Origin of the sequence: Amycolatopsis sp. NPDC023774, assembly GCF_040639695.1 — a bacterium.
Classification (GTDB): domain Bacteria; phylum Actinomycetota; class Actinomycetes; order Mycobacteriales; family Pseudonocardiaceae; genus Amycolatopsis.
In genome coordinates this window covers 431,213-448,212 of the sequence record NZ_JBFAAJ010000004.1, presented here as the reverse complement: position 1 = coordinate 448,212, position 17,000 = coordinate 431,213, and the positions used below count along the sequence as shown (strand labels likewise).

14 protein-coding genes and 1 pseudogene are annotated in these 17,000 nt (G+C 69.0%); 11 read left to right on the top strand and 4 right to left on the bottom strand.

Features of this window, described 5'->3' with window-relative positions:
* Window position 1: 1 nt before the first annotated feature.
* From nuoL to AB0F91_RS14405, 6 genes are all read left to right on the top strand, one after another.
* Window positions 2-1,909, top strand: a complete 1,908-nt coding sequence (nuoL, locus tag AB0F91_RS14430) for an NADH-quinone oxidoreductase subunit L (protein ID WP_360597683.1) — start codon at window positions 2-4, stop codon at window positions 1,907-1,909.
* A 1-nt stretch (window position 1,910) separates the two neighbouring features.
* A complete protein-coding gene (locus AB0F91_RS14425; RefSeq protein ID WP_360597681.1) occupies window positions 1,911-3,461 on the top strand; it encodes an NADH-quinone oxidoreductase subunit M in 1,551 nt (516 codons plus the stop codon).
* Window positions 3,462-3,479: 18 nt separating this feature from the next.
* Entirely contained in the window at window positions 3,480-5,054 is a 1,575-nt protein-coding gene (gene nuoN, locus AB0F91_RS14420) for an NADH-quinone oxidoreductase subunit NuoN (protein WP_360597845.1), read from the top strand.
* 213 nt (window positions 5,055-5,267) lie between these two features.
* Window positions 5,268-5,504, top strand: a complete 237-nt coding sequence (locus AB0F91_RS14415) for an AAA family ATPase (protein WP_360597680.1) — start codon at window positions 5,268-5,270, stop codon at window positions 5,502-5,504.
* Window positions 5,504-6,262, top strand: coding sequence for an AAA family ATPase (locus AB0F91_RS14410; RefSeq protein ID WP_360597679.1), 759 nt, complete (start codon window positions 5,504-5,506; stop codon window positions 6,260-6,262). The genes AB0F91_RS14415 and AB0F91_RS14410 overlap by 1 nt, the downstream gene beginning before the upstream one ends.
* A 500-nt stretch (window positions 6,263-6,762) precedes the next feature.
* A complete protein-coding gene (locus AB0F91_RS14405; RefSeq protein ID WP_360597677.1) occupies window positions 6,763-6,957 on the top strand; it encodes a hypothetical protein in 195 nt (64 codons plus the stop codon).
* Window positions 6,958-7,019: 62 nt separating this feature from the next.
* Here the strand turns inward: AB0F91_RS14405 and AB0F91_RS14400 are convergent, their stop codons facing one another.
* Window positions 7,020-7,676 (bottom strand): hypothetical protein, encoded by a 657-nt coding sequence (locus AB0F91_RS14400; RefSeq protein ID WP_360597676.1) that lies wholly within the window; start codon window positions 7,674-7,676, stop codon window positions 7,020-7,022.
* 291 nt (window positions 7,677-7,967) lie between these two features.
* Here AB0F91_RS14400 and AB0F91_RS14395 point away from each other — a divergent pair, with 291 nt between their 5' ends.
* Together AB0F91_RS14395 and AB0F91_RS14390 are read left to right on the top strand one after the other, a co-directional pair.
* Complete coding sequence (locus AB0F91_RS14395; protein ID WP_360597843.1) at window positions 7,968-9,017, top strand: polyprenyl synthetase family protein; 1,050 nt, start codon at window positions 7,968-7,970, stop codon at window positions 9,015-9,017.
* A gap of 14 nt (window positions 9,018-9,031) precedes the next feature.
* Window positions 9,032-10,324 carry a hypothetical protein gene (locus AB0F91_RS14390; protein WP_360597674.1) on the top strand — a complete coding sequence of 431 codons (1,293 nt, stop codon included), beginning with the start codon at window positions 9,032-9,034 and terminating at the stop codon, window positions 10,322-10,324.
* Between the two features lie 176 nt (window positions 10,325-10,500).
* Here AB0F91_RS14390 and AB0F91_RS14385 read toward each other — a convergent pair whose 3' ends face one another.
* The 3 genes from AB0F91_RS14385 to AB0F91_RS14375 all read right to left on the bottom strand — a co-directional run bounded on the left by AB0F91_RS14385 (window position 10,501) and on the right by AB0F91_RS14375 (window position 14,355).
* Window positions 10,501-11,565 carry a 2-oxoacid:ferredoxin oxidoreductase subunit beta gene (locus tag AB0F91_RS14385; protein WP_360597673.1) on the bottom strand — a complete coding sequence of 355 codons (1,065 nt, stop codon included), beginning with the start codon at window positions 11,563-11,565 and terminating at the stop codon, window positions 10,501-10,503.
* Window positions 11,562-13,511: a 2-oxoacid:acceptor oxidoreductase subunit alpha gene (locus tag AB0F91_RS14380; protein ID WP_360597671.1), complete on the bottom strand. Its 1,950-nt coding sequence runs from the start codon at window positions 13,509-13,511 to the stop codon at window positions 11,562-11,564. The genes AB0F91_RS14385 and AB0F91_RS14380 overlap by 4 nt, the downstream gene beginning before the upstream one ends.
* Window positions 13,512-13,908: 397 nt before the next feature.
* Window positions 13,909-14,355 (bottom strand): Lrp/AsnC family transcriptional regulator, encoded by a 447-nt coding sequence (locus AB0F91_RS14375; protein ID WP_360597669.1) that lies wholly within the window; start codon window positions 14,353-14,355, stop codon window positions 13,909-13,911.
* Window positions 14,356-14,429: 74 nt separating this feature from the next.
* Here AB0F91_RS14375 and ddaH point away from each other — a divergent pair, with 74 nt between their 5' ends.
* The 3 genes and pseudogenes from ddaH (at window position 14,430) to AB0F91_RS14360 (ending at window position 16,840) form a co-directional block, all read left to right on the top strand.
* The gene (gene ddaH / locus AB0F91_RS14370; RefSeq protein WP_360597667.1) at window positions 14,430-15,272 is read left to right on the top strand and encodes a dimethylargininase; all 843 of its coding nucleotides are present in this window, start codon (window positions 14,430-14,432) and stop codon (window positions 15,270-15,272) included.
* Window positions 15,273-15,360: 88 nt separating this feature from the next.
* On the top strand, window positions 15,361-16,011 hold the full coding sequence (locus AB0F91_RS14365) for a polysaccharide deacetylase family protein (RefSeq protein ID WP_360597665.1): 651 nt from the start codon (window positions 15,361-15,363) through the stop codon (window positions 16,009-16,011).
* A gap of 198 nt (window positions 16,012-16,209) precedes the next feature.
* Window positions 16,210-16,840, top strand: a pseudogene (locus tag AB0F91_RS14360) (glycoside hydrolase family 75 protein).
* Window positions 16,841-17,000 lie beyond the last annotated feature (160 nt).

Here is a 17,000-nt window from a genome sequence, read left to right as displayed (position 1 = left end):
TGTGACCGCATCATCGTGGCTGCTGGTGGCCCTGCCGGCCCTCGGCGCCCTGATCCTCCTGCTGGCCGGGAAACGGACGAAGGCCTGGGGGCACCTGCTCGGCACCGCCACCGTCGCCCTGGCTTTCGTCTACGCCGTGATCCTGTTCTTCTCGACGGCGGGCAACGCGACCGAGAACGTCAACCTGTACTCGTGGATCCCCGCGGGGCAGCTCCAGGTGGACTTCGGGCTGCGCATCGACGCGTTGTCGCTGACGTTCGTCCTGCTGATCACCGGCGTCGGCATGCTGATCCACTTCTACTCGATCGGCTACATGGCTGACGACGAGGGCCGGTACCGCTTCTTCGCGTACCTGAACCTCTTCGTCGCCTCGATGCTGGTCCTGGTGCTGGGCAACAGCTTCGTGACGCTGTACCTCGGCTGGGAAGGTGTGGGTCTCGCGTCTTACCTGCTCATCGGCTGGTACCAGAACCGCCCGTCCGCGGCCACCGCCGCGAAGAAGGCGTTCCTGATGAACCGCGTCGGTGACGTCGGGCTCGCACTGGCGATCTTCCTGATGTTCAAGTACACGGGCTCCACCGGCTACACCCAGGTCTTCGAGGGCCTGACCAACGGCCAGATCCCGCCGGCCGCGATCACTGCGATCGGCATCCTGCTGCTGCTCGGTGCTTGCGGTAAGTCCGGCCAGTTCCCGCTGCAGGCCTGGCTCCCGGACGCGATGGAGGGCCCGACCCCGGTCTCGGCCCTCATCCACGCGGCAACGATGGTCACCGCCGGTGTCTACCTCGTCGCCCGCTCCAACGTGATCTTCTCCGCGACGCCGGACGGCCGCCTGGTCGTCACGCTCGTCGGCGCGGTCACGCTGCTGATCGGGTGCATCGTGGGTTGCGCCTACGACGACATCAAGAAGGTGCTCGCCTACTCCACCGTCAGCCAGATCGGTTACATGATGCTGGCGGTCGGCCTCGGGCCGGGCATCTACGCGCTCGGCATCATGCACCTGGTGGCCCACGGCTTCTTCAAGGCCGGGCTCTTCCTCGGGGCCGGTTCGGTCATGCACGGCATGAACGACGAGGTCGACATGCGCAAGTTCGGCGGCCTGGCCAAGAAGATGCCGATCACGTTCGTCACCTTCGGCCTCGGTTACCTCGCGCTGATCGGGTTCCCGTTCCTGGCGGGCTACTACACGAAGGACGCGATCATCGAAGCCGCGTTCGGTCAGGAGGGCTGGCGTGGCTGGGTGTTCGGCCTCGCGGGCATCATCGGCGCCGGGCTCACCGCGTTCTACATGACGCGCCTGATGATGATGACCTTCTTCGGCAAGGCGCGCTGGCAGGAGATCAAGAGCTCCGACGGCCGCGACTTCCACCCGCACGAGTCCAAGCCGATCATGTGGATCCCGATGGCGATCCTGGCGATCGGATCCGTCGGCTCGGGTGCGTTCTTCGCGATCGGCGACCGGTTCGAGAACTGGCTGGCCCCGACGGTCGGCGAGTTCCACGAGGCCGAGCACGCCCCGATCTCGGCCGCGGCGATCCCGTGGCTCACCCTCGCGCTCGCCCTGATCGGCGCGCTGCTCGCGATCTGGATCTTCCGGCCCGGTCGGGACATCCCCGTGGAACGCCCGGAGCACGTCTCCTGGGTCGTCCGGGCGGCTCGCAAGGACCTGTACGGCAACGCCCTCAACGAGACGCTGGTCGCCCGCCCGGGCACCTGGCTCGCGCGGGCGCTGGTGTACGTCGACAACCGCGGGGTCGACGGGGCAGTCAACGGCCTCGCCGCGACCCTCGGCGGCGGGTCCGGCCGGCTGCGGCGCCTGCAGACCGGTTTCGTCCGGTCGTACGCGCTGTCCATGCTCGGCGGCACGTTCCTGCTTCTGGCGGCCCTTCTGCTGGTGAGGTTCTCCTGACATGACTTGGCTCCTGGCGCTCATCCTGCTGCCGCTGGTCGGCTCGCTGGTGCTGGCGTTCCTCAAGGGGAACGACCGGGCCGCGATCGCGACCGCGCTGGTCGTGTCCATTGTGGAGTTCCTGCTGATCATCCCGTTCTGGGCGAGCTACTCGCCCTCGGGCGCGAGGATCCAGCAGGCGACCTCGATGGACTGGATCCCCACCTTCGGCATCCACATCTCGTTCGGCACCGACGGCATCTCGCTGATCATGATCGCGGTGATCGCCCTGCTGGTGCCGATCGTCGTCGGCGCGCTCGGGCTCACCGACAAGCTCCCGGCCGGTCGCAGCGCCGGCGGGTTCCTGTCGCTGATCCTGCTGCAGGAGGCGATCACGATCGGCGTGTTCGCGGCGACCGACGTGTTCCTCTTCTACGTGCTGTTCGAGATCATGCTGATCCCGATGTACTTCCTGATCGGCGGCTACGGCGGCGCGAACCGGCAGTACGCGGCCGTGAAGTTCTTCCTCTACTCGTTCCTCGGCGGCCTGATCATGCTGGCCTCGGCGATCGGCGCGTACTCGCTGGCGGCCGACAAGCTGGGCAAGGGCACGTTCGACTGGGCCACGCTGGTCACGGTCGTGCGCGACGCGCCGACGGGCACGCAGATCTGGCTGTTCCTCGGCTTCTTCCTCGCGTTCGCGATCAAGGCGCCACTGGTGCCCTTCCACACCTGGCTGCCGGACGCCGCGGGCCAGGCCCCGATCGGCGTCGCGGTGCTGCTGGTGGGTGTCCTGGACAAGGTCGGCACGTTCGGCTTCCTGCGCTACTGCCTGCCGATGTTCCCCGAGGCGAGCAAGACCCTGGCGCCACTGGTGCTGGTGCTCTCGGTGATCGGCGTGATCTACGGTTCGATCCTCGCGGCCGGGCAGTCGGACATGAAGCGGTTCATCGCCTACGTCTCGATCGCCCACTTCGGCTTCATCTCGCTGGGCATCTTCGCCTTCAACGAGCAGGCCATGATCGGCTCCGTGTCGTACATGCTGAACCACAGCCTCTCGACCGGGATGCTCATCGTGGTGATCGGCCTGATCGTGATGCGCGGCGGGTCCACGCGGATCTCCGACTACGGCGGTATGGCGAAGGTGACCCCGCTGCTCGGCGGGATGCTGCTGATCGCCGGTCTGTCCGCGCTGTCGCTGCCGGGCACCAACTCGTTCGTGAGCGAGTTCCTCGTGCTCATCGGCTCGTTCGTGACCCAGCCGGTGTACACGATCATCGCGACGGTCGGCATGGTGCTCGCCGCGGCGTACGTGCTGTGGCTCTACCAGCGGATCATGCAGGGCCCGGTGCGCGGTGACGCGCTCATCGGGGTGGGCGGCGGCCCGGGCACGGTGATGGCGCCGGAGCTCGGGGCCAAGAAGGCCATCAAGGACCTCGGCGGGCGGGAGATCGCGATCCTGGCCCCGATGGTCATCCTGATCATCGGCCTGGGTTTCTACCCCAAGCCGGTGCTCGACACGATCACCCCGTCGGTGCAGGCGACGCTGTCTGCCGTGCAGGGAGGCAAGTAAACCGTGCTCGACAGTCTCATTGAGCCTGTTCTCTCCCAGGCTCCGACGGCCCAGGTGGCGACACCGTCGATCGACTACGCGGCCGTGCTGCCGTTGTTGATCATCTTCGGCGTCGCGTGCGTCAGCGTGCTGGTTGAGGCGTTCGCGCCGAAGGCCTCCCGCTGGTACGCGCAGGTCTTCGTGACCGTGATCGCGATCCTCGCGTCCGGGGTCTCGCTGATCATGTACGCCACCAAGACGGCGCCGAAGGCGGGCGTGACCACGTTCGCCGGCGCGATCTCGGTGGACCGCCCGTCGCTGTTCCTGTGGGGCACACTGCTCCTGCTGGGACTCGGCGCGGTGTTCCTCATCGCCGACCGCAAGGTGGAGCCCGGTGGCGCGTTCGTGGCGCAGGCCGCGATCAGCCCCGGCACCGTGCAGGATCGCGCGCAGGCGGTCGGGACGGTGACGTCGCAGACCGAGGTCTTCCCGCTCACGCTCTTCGCGCTCGGCGGCATGATGGCCTTCACGGCGGCCAACGACCTGCTCACGATGTTCATCGCGCTCGAGGTGCTGAGCCTCCCGCTGTACCTCATGTGCGGTCTGGCGCGGCGGCGCCGGCTCATCTCGCAGGAGTCGGCGGTCAAGTACTTCCTGCTCGGCGCGTTCTCCTCGGCGTTCTTCCTCTACGGCCTCGCGTTGCTCTACGGCTACGCGAACTCCGTGAAGCTCGCCGACATCGCCAACGCCGCGGCCGGCTCGGACCGCTCCGACACGCTGCTGTTCGCGGGCCTCGGCCTGCTTGTGGTCGGTCTGCTGTTCAAGGGCTCGGTCGGCCCGTTCCACACGTGGACGCCGGACGTCTACCAGGGCGCGCCGACTCCGGTCACGGGCTTCATGGCGGCGTGCACGAAGGTCGCCGCGTTCGGCGCCATCCTGCGCGTGCTGTCGGTCGCGTTCTCTTCCACGAGCTGGGAGTGGCGCGGGGTGCTGTGGGCCGTGGCGATCATCTCGATGGCGATCGGCGCGATCCTCGGCCTCACGCAGACCGACGTGAAGCGCATGATCGCGTACTCCTCGATCGCCCACGCGGGCTTCCTGCTCGTCGGTGCCATCGCGATGACCGAGGACGGCCTGTCGAGCACGCTGTTCTACCTGCTCGCCTACGGCTTCACCACGCTCGCCGCGTTCGGCGTGATCAGCCTGGTCCGCGACGCCGGTGGTGAGGCGACGCACCTGTCCGCCTGGGCGGGGCTCGCGAAACGCTCGCCGGTGCTGGCCGGGGTGTTCACGTTCTTGCTGCTGGCGTTGGCCGGTATCCCGTTGACCAGCGGGTTCGTGGGCAAGTTCGTGGTGTTCTCCGCGGCGCTGTCCGACGGCATGGCCCCGCTGGTGGTGATCGCGCTGGTGTTCAGCGCGGTGGCCGCGTTCTTCTACCTGCGGGTGATCGTGCTGATGTACTTCTCCGAGCCGGCGGCCGACGGCCCGACCGTCGCCATCCCGGGCGGCTTCACCACGGCGGCCATCACGCTCGGCGTGGTGGTGACGCTGGTGCTGGGCCTGGTTCCGTCGTTCGCCCTGGGCTGGGCAAGCTCCGGCGGGTTCGCTTCGTAACTTGGCCTCGGCTCCGCCGAGGCGCGCGAGATCGCCTTTGAGCCGGCTCCTTCCCCCCGATGTGGTCGGCCCCCCGGGGCCGATCATGTCGGGAGGGAAGCAATCGGCGCGATCTCGCGGAGTGGTTACTTCGTCGTACCGGCCGTTACGCTCAAGGCACATCGAGCGGGTGCGGATCACGGACGTCCTGGGGGGCTCCGTGGTGCCCGCAAGGTGGACCTGAAGCTGCCGGGGCCGGGCTGGACCGTGCTGGCCGGGCGCAACGGGTCGGGCAAGACGACGTTCCTGCGGGCGCTGGCGCAGGCCCTCGTGCAGCCGCCGTTCGCCGAGAGCCTGGTCACCGGGGGCAGCTCGATCGACGTCGACGTAGTGGGCGAGGAGCCCGCGTTCTGCGCCGGCTACAGGCCGTTCCGGCGGCTGGCCGGGGTGCCCCCGAGGCGCAGTCGCTGATGCGCGGCCAGTTCGCGCGCGTGGCGAGCCTGTTCAGCGAAGACGCGTCACCGGCCGAAGGTGTGACCCGGCTGATCAATCAGCACTTGCGGGCGTTGGAGGGCAAGGCGGGCACGCGGGAGCTGAAGGACTTGGTGCTGACGCTGCTGGGCGACGGTCTGCTGCCCGACGACTACCGCATGCGCGACGTCGACTCCGACTGCCTGTGGGCCTCCTACCGCGGCGACCGTTTCCCGCTGCGCGAGATGAGCGACGGGAACCGAACCGTGACGGCGCTGCTCGTCGACCTCGTGCGGCAGTCGGCGGACGCGGAGCTGGGGATCGAGGCGTCGCGTGTGGTGCTGGTCGACGAGGTCGACAAGGTCCTGCACGTGTCGCGGCAGAAACGCATCGGGCCGTGGCTGAAGGCGCACTTCGCACGGATCCAGTTCGTGGTGAGCACACACAGCCTGGACGTGTGCCGGGCGGCCGATTCCGGTGGGTTGATCCGCCTGCCGGGGCCCGACGAGCAGGAGCCGCCTCGGGTGGTGTCGGACGAGCTGTACCAGCGCGTGGTCTACGGCAGCGGCGACGACGCCGTGCTGTCAGATCTGTTCGGGCTCGACAGCCCGTCTTCGCCGCGGGCTGTGGAGCTGCTCGTGGCCACGGGCCAGGCGGACGCCAACGGCGTGCGTGAGTGGGAGCCGCTGCGCGACCGCCTGAGCAGCTCACCGCCCAGCCGCGTCGACGACGTCACGCGCCACTTCGACGAACGGTGATCCGCTGCGCCGCGTGGCCCTGCCTGCCGCGGTCGCTCTCGAGCTCGCGCGGCTGACCTCGCGGATTCCTTCCGGAGACAGCAAAACCACGCGTCGCTTGTGGACTTCCGCGCGGGGCGCCCGCCGCTCGATCCGCACGCACCTGGCCGCGGTGGCCTCTGGCCGCGGCTACTGCATGTACTGCGGCGACGGGCTGGGGTCCACTGTGGACCGCTTCGAACCGGTCGCACGGGCCCCGCGCCGCGCGTTCGACTGGCTCGACCACCTGCTGGCGTACGACTACCACAAGCGCGATCGGTTTCCGGTGGACGTCTCAGGACAGCCGTTGCTCATCGACCCGACCGCCGAGGACCCGCTGGACCACCTGTTCCTGGTGCTGTCCATCGGCACTTGTCGCGCGCTGACCGACAAGGGCCGCGCGAAGATCGAGGTGTGCGGTCTCAACCGCCCCCTGCTGGAACGCGGGCGCGCTGCGGCTGCCGACCAAGGTGGCTGCGCTGGTGTTCCACTGGTGGAACGGCGACACCCAGACCCGCCGCCGCGCCATCTGGACTCCGCGCGACCAGCGGCACGCCGACGTTTTACACGCAGTGCTCCGCCAGGCCTGGCTGCCGGGCGCTCCGCGAATCTTCCCGGACGCCGCTCTGCTCGACCTGCTCCACGACGCCGGACTGCGTGCTGCGCTCCTGGCCTGAAACGCCGTGAAGGGCTCCTGACGGACTCGGCGTCCTTCGGGTGCCCTTCACGGATCGTCCCATTACGGCGTGGGGGAGCAGGCCGTGCGGCCGACCGTCACGCTGCCTGTGATGCCGGAGGCCGGCAGGAAGTCGATGCGCAGCATGGTGAGGCTGATGCTGCCGTCGCCGGGGAGGGTTTGGGTGTTGAACACGGCGTTGGCCAGCACGGTGCCCCCGGCCTTCGTGATGGGCTTCGTGTAGCCCGCCGGCACGGGCGAGGGCAGGCCGGTGATGCCGCCCAGGCCGCTGAACGTCCAGTTTGCGCTCGTCTGGCGTTGGACCGCGTCGCACGTGACGGTGTAGCTCGACAGCCGGATGCGCGGGCCGCCGGCGCTGACGAGGGCCGACAGTTCGAAGTTCTTGCCGGTGGCCGTGGACTTGGTGCTGGTGGTGTCGTTGTCGGGGTCGACGACCGTGGTCGTGCAGGACGACGTGCCGCCGCCCCAGCTCAGGCCGGTCTTGCTCAGCGAGCCCGCAGACGCGCTCGTCGGCCCCTCCACCGCGCACGGCGCCAGCGACGGCACGGTCACCGTGGTCGAGCCCTTCGTGAAGCTCGCCTCGCCGAGGTCAGCCACCCCGGCCGGCGTGTCCGCCCACGCCGGTGCACCCGCGAGCACGCTCCCGGCCACCAGTAACGCACCGACGAGCCCCGCCCGCCTGACGTTCGTGTTACGCATGCTTGTCCTCCTTCTGCTGCCGGGGAACTTGTCGGGACCGGCGGCTCTCCCACTGAGTGAATATCCGCGCGCCCGTTTCGCCCGTTGCGCTGCCGGGCGTTGATCACTCGTCCGTGCTGGGGGATCAACCCGTTCGGGGCCCCGCCTTGACTTCTGGGACCGGGTTGCCCTCCGGTGTCATGTTCGTCACCGTTTCCCCTGGACAGCGGGTAAACGGCGTGCCAGGGGTAGCCACTACTCTGAAAGCCGGATAACCCGACCGGCGCATGAGAGAGCGGAGCCGACGTGTCTGTGTCTTCACCACCCCCGGGGGCGGGAGCCACCGCTGCGCGGGATGGCGCTGTCGAGGACCTGCGCGCGACCGTCGGGCTGCAGATCGAGGACGAGAACCTGCTGCGGGCGATCGCCGGAGGGCTGGCCGACGTCGAGGCGATGCTGCGCGACGTCGTGAAGAGCGACGTGCAGGCGGTGCACGACGCGGCGTTGCACTTGGTCGAGGCGGGGGGCAAACGTTTTCGTCCCCTGTTCACGCTGCTGTCGGCGCAGTTCGGGCCCCGCCAGGGTGACCACGTGCTCATCGCCGCCGCCGCGGTGGAGCTGGTGCACCTGGCGACGCTGTACCACGACGACGTGATGGACGAGGCGACCATGCGGCGCGGCGCGGAGAGTGTCAACGCGCGCTGGGACAACACCGTCGCGATCCTGACCGGCGACTTCCTCTTCGCCCACGCCTCACGCCTGGTCGCCGACCTCGGGACGGACGCGGCGCGCATCATCGCCGAGACGTTCGGCGAGCTCGTGACCGGCCAGATGCGCGAGACGGTCGGCCCCGGCCCCGGCGACGACCCGGTCGAGCACTACCTCACCGTCATCGCGCAGAAGACGGGCTCGCTGATCGCGACGTCCGGGCGCTTCGGCGGCATGATGTCCGGCGCTCCCGAGGAGTACATCCAGGCGCTGCGCCGGTTCGGCGAGATCATCGGCACGGCGTTCCAGATCTCCGACGACATCATCGACATCGCGTCGCCCTCCGACGAGCTGGGCAAGGCGCAGGGCACGGACCTGCGCGAAGGCGTGCGCACGCTGCCCATGCTCTACGCGCTGGCCGACCCGGACACCGACCCGCGGCTCGTGGAGCTGCTGGCCGGCCCGATCGCCGAGGACGAGGTGGTCGAGGAGGCGCTGGAGCTGCTGCGCCGCTCCAGCGGACTCGAACGCGCGCGCGTCACCCTTTCCGACTACGCTTCGCGAGCACGTGCCGAGCTCGCAGCGCTGCCCGCTTCCCCTGCGCGAGACGCTTGCGAGTCGGTGGCCGACTACCTGGTCGCGCGGACGCACTAAAAGGGGCAGAAAAGATGTCCATTTTCGGGCAAGTCTGGCTGTGGAGCCTGTTGGCGTTCTTCGTCGGCGCGCTTGTGGCCTGGTTGGTCCTCGTGTTGCCTGCCCGCAAGCGCGTTCGTGAGCTGGAAGACGCGCTGGCGTCCGCGCACGCCGAGAACGCGCGCACCCCGGCCAACTCGGCCGCGCTGGCCGCCGCGTCCGGCCGGACGTCAGTGCTGCCGCCCGTCGACGCTCCCGAAGCCCCGGAACCGATGGGGTCGCCGGCCTTCACGTCCGAGCGCGCGGAGCTCGACAGCGAACCGGCGTGGACGCGCGATGAGCGTGAGCACGCACCGACCGAGCTGATCGCCGCGGCGCCGCCCGCCGGGTTCGACCCGGAGGCGGAGTACGACGCCGAGTACCGCACCGCGCCGGAAGCGGACGCTTCGCCCGAAGCGGACGAGCCGGCCCCGGCGTCCTCCGTGGACAGTGGTGACGTCTACCGCGCGGCGGCGACGGAGTACCTCAGCCCGGTCTCCCGCGAATCGGACAACGGTTACCACCACGCGGTCGATCTCGAGGGCGAGGACCACGGCAGCGGCTACCACCGCGCGATGGAACCGTTCGAGAGCAAGCTGGAACCCTCGTCGTTCGAGAGCCGGCTCGAGCCGCCTGTCGTGCCCGACGAGCCGGTGTCGCTCTTCCAGCCCACGCCGGCCGCGGAACAGTCCGAATCGGACTGGTTCTCGAAGGAACTGCCGGAACGCTCGCCCTTCGAGGAAGCGCCGGGCGGCGACTACCTCGACGAGCCGGAGTCCACTGAGCACCTGACGCCGGCGCCGGCCACGGCCCAGCAGACGGCCGTGGCGGACGAGCCCGAAGAGTCCACAGAGGAACCCCTGGAGCCCGGCGGCCTGCCCAAGCGCCAGCCCCGCGAATCCCCGCGCGGAGGCTTCGAACCGCCGCGGCCGATCCAGCCGTCGATGCGCCCGGTCGAACGCCGCGCGCCGGACCTCGCGGGCGCGCACAGCGGGTCGCTGTTCGAGCCGTCGGTGCAGCCCAACCAGGTCGCCGCCATGGCCGCCCCGGAACCGCCCCCGGCCCGCGACACCGGCGAGGACTCCGTGCCACCCGGACCTTTCGGCCCCGGCTCCGCCATGCCCCGCCCCGGCGGCGGCCGCCCGTCGGACGCCTTCACGGTCAAGGCCAGCGTCACGGCTTTGCGGTACTGCACCGAGGAATCACCGCAATTCCCGCGCATGGTGGCAGAGGTGTGGTTCCGCACTTCGGCGGACGCCGAGCGAGTCGGCTTTCGGCCGCTTTCCTGATTGCCTGCGGCTTCGCCGGGGCAACCAGGAAAGCTGTATTTTTTGCCTCGGCTCCGCCGAGGCGTGCGAGATCGCCTGTGCGCCGGCGCGATCTCGCGGTGTGGCTGAGTTCCGTACCCGGCAAAGAAAAAGGCCTCCCGGCCACGAGCGGGGAGGCCTTTTCGACAACCCGAGAACTACACGACAGTCCAGGTGTCCTTGCCGCGCAGCAGGCCCTGAAGGTCGGGCTTGCGGGCGGCGCGGGCCTCTTCCACCTGAGCGCGGGCACCGTCGTCGTAGGTGGGGCGTTCGACCTGGCGCAGGATGCCCGTGGGGACGTGGTTGAGGTTCTGATCACCCAGGCGGGTCAGCGCGAAGGCATACGACGTGTCGGCGACGGTCGGGTCGTGGACGACCAGGTTGTCCTCGCCGATGTCGCTCACCTTGGCGATGTCCAGGCCGCCCCACTCGCCGCGGCGGACGCCGAACTCGCCTTGCGCGCCGAAGCGCATCGGCTCGCCCGCCTTCAGCGGGATGAGCCGGGACGCGGCCTCGTCCTTGTCCTTCAGGACGTCGAAGGCGCCGTCGTTGAAGATGGGGCAGTTCTGGTAGATCTCGACGATCGCCGAGCCGCGGTGGCGGGCCGCCGCCTCCAGCACCTCGGTGAGGCCCTTGCGGTCGGAGTCCAACGCGCGGCCCACGAACGACGCCTCGGCCCCGATCGCCAGCGAGAGCGGGTTGAACGGGGTGTCCACCGAACCCATCGGGGTCGACTTGGTGACCATGCCCTGGCCCGAGGTCGGCGAGTACTGGCCCTTGGTCAAACCGTAGATCCGGTTGTTGAATAGCAGGATCTTGATGTTCACGTTGCGGCGCAGCGCGTGGATCAGGTGGTTGCCGCCGATGGACAGCGCGTCGCCGTCGCCGGTGACGACCCACACCGACAGGTCCGGGCGCGTGGTGGCCAGGCCGGTCGCGATCGACGGCGCGCGGCCGTGGATCGAGTGCATGCCGTAGGTGTTGAGGTAGTACGGGAAGCGCGACGAGCAGCCGATGCCCGAGATGAACACGATGTTCTCGCGCTTGAGGCCCAGCGTCGGCAGGAACGACTGCACGGCGTTGAGCACCACGTAGTCACCACAGCCGGGGCACCAGCGCACTTCCTGGTCGGACTTGTAGTCCTTGGCCTTCTGCGGTTCGTCGGTGGTGGGAACGAGGTCCAGACCACCGAGCTGCGGCAGTCCGAGATCGATGGCGGTCACTTGACGCCCTCCGGAACGGTGCTGGTGATGATGTCGGCGAACACGTTCTGCAGCTCTTCGGCCTTGAACGGCAGCCCCGCCACCTTGGTGTACGAGCGCACGTCCACCAGGAACTTCGCGCGCAGCAGCAGCGCGAGCTGGCCCAGGTTCATCTCCGGCACCACGACCTTGTCGTAGGACCGCAGGATCTCCCCGAGATTGTGCGGCAGCGGGTTGAGGTGGCGCAGGTGCGCCTGCGCGATCGGCATGCCCAGCTTCCGCACGCGCCGGCAGGCCGCGCCGATCGGGCCGTAGGACGAGCCCCAGCCGAGCGCGAGCACCCGCGCTTTGCCGCCGGACGGGTCGTCGACCACCAGGTCGGGCACGTCGATGCCGTCGATCTTGGCCTGGCGCAGCCGCACCATCTTGTCGTGGTTGTCGGGGTCGTAGGAGATGTGCCCGGTCCCGTCGGCCTTCTCGAGGCCGCCGATGCGGTGCTGCAGCCCCGGCGTGCCCGGTACCGCCCACGCGCGCGCCAGCGTCTCCGGGTCGCGCACGTAGGGCCAGAACTCGCCGGAGCCATTGTCGGAGTTGGGTTCCTGCGCGAACTCCACCCGCAGGTCGGGCAGGTCCGCGACGTCGGGGATGAGCCACGGCTCGGAGCCATTGGCGATCGCGCCGTCGGACAGCAGCAGCACCGGCGTGCGGTACTTCAGCGCGATCCGCGTGGCCTCCAGTGCCGCGTCGAAGCAGTCGGCGGGGGAGAGCGGTGCGATGATCGGCACGGGCGACTCGCCGTTGCGGCCGAACATCGCCTGCAGCAGGTCGGCCTGCTCGGTCTTGGTCGGCAGTCCCGTGGACGGGCCGCCGCGCTGCACGTCGATGACCACGAGCGGCAGTTCCGTCATCACGCCGAGCCCGATGGTCTCCGACTTCAGCGCGATGCCGGGGCCGGACGTCGAGGTCACGCCCAGCGCGCCGCCGTACGAGGCGCCCAGCGCCGCGCCGATGCCGGCGATCTCGTCCTCGGCCTGGAACGTGATGATGCCGAAGTTCTTGTGCTTCGACAGCTCGTGGAGGATGTCCGACGCCGGGGTGATCGGGTAGGTGCCCAGCAGGATCTGCAGCCCGGACTGCTGCCCCGCCGCCACGATCCCGTACGCGAGCGCCGTGTTGCCGGTGATCTGCCGGTAGGTGCCCTGATCGAGCTTCGCCGGCGCGACCTCGAACGTCGTCGCGAACGACTCCGTGGTCTCGCCGTAGTTCCAGCCCGCGCGGAAGGCCAGGATGTTGGCCTCGGCGATGTCCGGCTTCTTCGCGAACTTCTCGCGCAGGAACCGCTCCGTGCCCTCGGTCGGCCGGTGGTACATCCACGACAGCAGCCCGAGCGCGAACATGTTCTTGCACCGCTCGGCGTCCTTCTTGCCGAGGCCGGTGTCGGCGAGCGCGCCCTGCGTCAGCGTCGACATGGCGACCCGGTGGACCTGGAAGGCCGACAGCGTCTCGTCGTCGAGCGGGTCGTTGTCGTACCCGACCTTCACGAGGTTGCGCTTGGAGAACTCGTCGGTGTTGAGGATGATCGTGCCGCCCTGCGGGACGTCGCGCAGGTTCGCCTTCAGCGCCGCGGGGTTCATGGCCACCAGCACGTCGGGCCGGTCGCCGGGCGTGAGGATGTCGTAGTCGGCGAAGTGCACCTGGAACGACGAGACGCCCGGGATCGTGCCCTGTGGCGCGCGGATCTCGGCGGGGAAGTTCGGCATCGTCGACAGGTCGTTGCCGAAGGCCGCGGCCTCGGACGTGAACCGGTCGCCCGTCAGCTGCATGCCGTCGCCCGAGTCACCGGCGAACCGGATGACCACCCGGTCCAGTTTGCTGACTTCGGTCGACCTCGAGCTGGTCAAGGAAGCGCTGCTGTGACCGTTGCCGGCCGCCGTGCTTCCCGGACCACCGTTCGCACTCGTGCTCATGGGTCAGGGAATCCCTCTCTCCCGACGTGCTGCGACGACCCCGAGTCGGCCCCCGGGGAAACGCCCGCCCGGCGATGTCGGCTGGATCACCAGGCCACCTCCGAGGTTACTCGTCGAGGACTCGGGAGTTCCCGAAGTGTGGGGTACCCGAAGTGGAAGCCTTCATCCCGTCACCGGCGGCGGGCGCCCATTGTTACCTGTAACCGATGGTAACGGGATTTCCGGGGAACCGCAGTGACGCACGTCTCCCACCGATGGGCCACACAAACCGGGTTTCCCGGTCTGCGGCGTGGACGATGCCACCGAATGGACTGGTCCCGCACCCGCGTCCCGCCATGTGGATAAAGTTCATGCGAGTTCGGCGATGAACCTCAGGCCGGTTGTCCGGCCCTTCCGGTCAGCTCTGCGGGGTCGGTGGCCGTTCCAGCAGTCGCGACAGGACGACCGTGGAAACGGTGCGGTCGATGATCTCCAGCCCGCGCAGCCGTTCGAGCGCCGTCTCGAGATGGTGGATGTCGGCGGCGCGCAGGTGCACGATCGCGTCGGCCGCGCCCGAGACCGTGTACGCGGCCACGACCTCCGGCAGTGGTTCAAGCCTTGCGCGGATGCGGGCGGGCGTGACGTTGCCCTGGCAGTGCACCTCCACGAAAGCCTCGGTGCCCCAGCCGAGCGCCTCCGGGTCGACGACCGCCGTGAAGCCGCGCAGCACGCCCGCTTCCAGCAGCCGGTCGACGCGGCGCTTGACCGCCGGGGCGGACAATCCGACGACTTTGCCGATCTCGGCGTAGCTGGACCGCGCGTTGGCCACCAGGCAGGAAACGATTCGCTGGTCAATGGTGTTCACACGCAATGTTTAGCAGGTATGCGCGCAGCGAACAGCGATTGATTGCGCGGTTAGGCCGACCTTACCCTTCAACCATGCAGGCAGAGTCTGTGCAGCGCGTGCCCACCACCCGCCGTTACCTCATGTGCCCACCGCGGTTCTTCGCGGTGGACTACGTGATCAACCCCTGGATGGACCCGACCAAGCCGGTCAGCGCCGACGTCGCGGTGGCGCAGTGGACCGAGCTGCGCGACACCTACCGCCGTCTCGGCCACACCGTGGAGGAGATCGAGCCGCAGCCGGGCCTGCCCGACATGGTGTTCGCGGCGAACTCCGGCACCGTCGTGGACGGGCGCGTGCTCGGGTCGCGCTTCCGGGCGCCGCAGCGCGCGGCCGAGGCCGAGCACTTCCGCCGCTGGTTCGTGGAACACGGCTACCGCGACCTGACCATGCCGGAGCGCATCAACGAGGCCGAGGGCGACTTCGCCTGGACGGGCAAGCTGCTGCTCGCCGGCACCGGCTTCCGCACCGACCCGGCCGCGCACGCCGAGGCGCAGGAGGTGCTCGGCGTGCCCGTGGTGTCGCTGAGCCTCGTCGACCCGCGCTACTACCACCTCGACACGGCGCTGTTCGTGCTCACCGAGGCGACCGACACCACGGCGGCGCAGATCGCCTACTACCCGGAGGCCTTCTCGCCCGGCTCGCAGCGCGTGCTGCGGCGCCTGTTCCCCGACGCCGTGATCGCCACGGCCGCCGACGCCGAGTGCTTCGGCCTCAACGGCGTCTCCGACGGACGCAACGTCGTGCTGCCCCTGGAAGCCGTCGGGCTGGGTGCGCAGCTGGCTGCGCACGGCTACGAGCCCGTCTACCTGGACATTTCCGAATTGCGGAAGGCCGGCGGCGGGCCGAAGTGCTGCACTTTGGAGATTCGCAAATAACTTTGTGTAGATAGTGTAACTACTCCATTTGCCAATCCGATCAATCGGGACACAGGAGGTCCGACGCTCCGAACCGGGACGAGGTGCGATGGTCAACTTCACCGTGCACGGCATCGGCAGGCCCCAGCGCGCGCTCGATCCGGGCGAAGACGAGCGCTGGATCACGGTGGAGCAGTTCGAGACCTTGCTCGACGTCGTCGCGAAGTGCCCTGAATCGCGGCTGACCTTCGACGACGGCAACGTCTCCGACGTCGAGGTCGCCTTGCCGCGGCTCGTGCAGCGGGGGCTGCGCGGGGAGTTCTTCCCGCTCGCCGGCCGCGTCGGCTCGCGCGGGTTCGTGGACCGCGCCGGGCTGCGGGAGCTCGTCGCGGCTGGGATGGACGTCGGGTCGCACGGCTGGGACCGGTTCAGCGCGCGGCGGTTCGAGGAACGCGTGCTGCGGCGCGAGCTGGACGCGGCGCCGCGGCTGCTGGGCGAGCTGAGCGGGCGCGCGGTGTGCCGCTATTCGTTGTCCGGCCGCCGCGTCGACCGGCGCGTGCTCGGGCGGCTGCGGGCAGCCGGCGCGACGCGCGTGTATGCCGGTTCGGGTCCGGGCAGTTCGAATGTTCGCGGCGGGGAGTGGTTGCAGCACCGCGTCGAGGTGCGCCACGACCTCGACCGCGAGTGGGCCGAGGGCGTGCTGGTGGGCCGTTACGGGCACCGCTGGTCCGGCCGGCTGACGGGACTGCTCACCTTCTGATCCTCGCCCCGCCCGGGCCACATCACACCAATGTGGCGTTCGGTGCGCCCAACGCACCCAATGCGGAGTTCGGTGCCTTGAGCTCGACCAACGCCGCATTGGGAGTGTTCCGGTTGGCGGGAAGCCGCGCGGCGGAGTTTCGCGGGCGCGGCCGAGGCCGACGCCACCGCCGCCGGCATCACCGCGGCGGCGACCGCCATGGCTAGCCCGGACCACGCCCGGGTCGTCGCGGCACCGGCCGCGGGCCCGACGGCGGCGTAGCTGCTGGCGAAGACCGCCAGGTGCAGCCAGATCTCGAACGGCAAGTACAAGACCGACGAGGACGCGGGCGCCAACACCGTCGCCGTGTGCGACGCCAACGGGGCCGTGTTCTGGAAGGCCGACATGGACATCGACTGCGACGGACAGCAGCGGACGTCGCAGTGCAATGAGGACACCGACTGCTGTTTTCAGGACGACACCGCGTTCCACCAGAGCGACGGCCGGCCGCTGAATGCCGCGACGTTGCCCTACATCGTCGTGCCGAGTTCGAGCGGCACGTGGAACTACAGCTCGTCCGGGCTCAAGGGTGGCGGCAGTTGCGCGGTGATCTACACGGGAAAATCGAATACACCGTCATCGGTGACACCGGGGCGACCGGGATCATCGGCAAGGCTTTGTACGCGACGGCCAAGGATCTCGGCACCAACCCCGACCCGTCCAGCGGTGGCACCGACTCCGCGTGACCTACATCTGCTTCAAGAACTCGAAGGTCTCGCCGATCGAAAACCACAGCATGGCCACGAGCACCGGACAGAACCAGGCCGGCACGTTCGTGAACAACAACTGAACCTGACGGACAACGGCGCCGGGGAAGCTTTGGCGAGCTTCTCTGGCGTTTCGTCGCTTCTTGGCCGAAATGGCGCTACGGCAACGAAAAATGTTGTCGAGACCACTACGCTGAGCTGAAACACTGCCGAAAAAGCGCACAATCGATACGCAAATCCGGT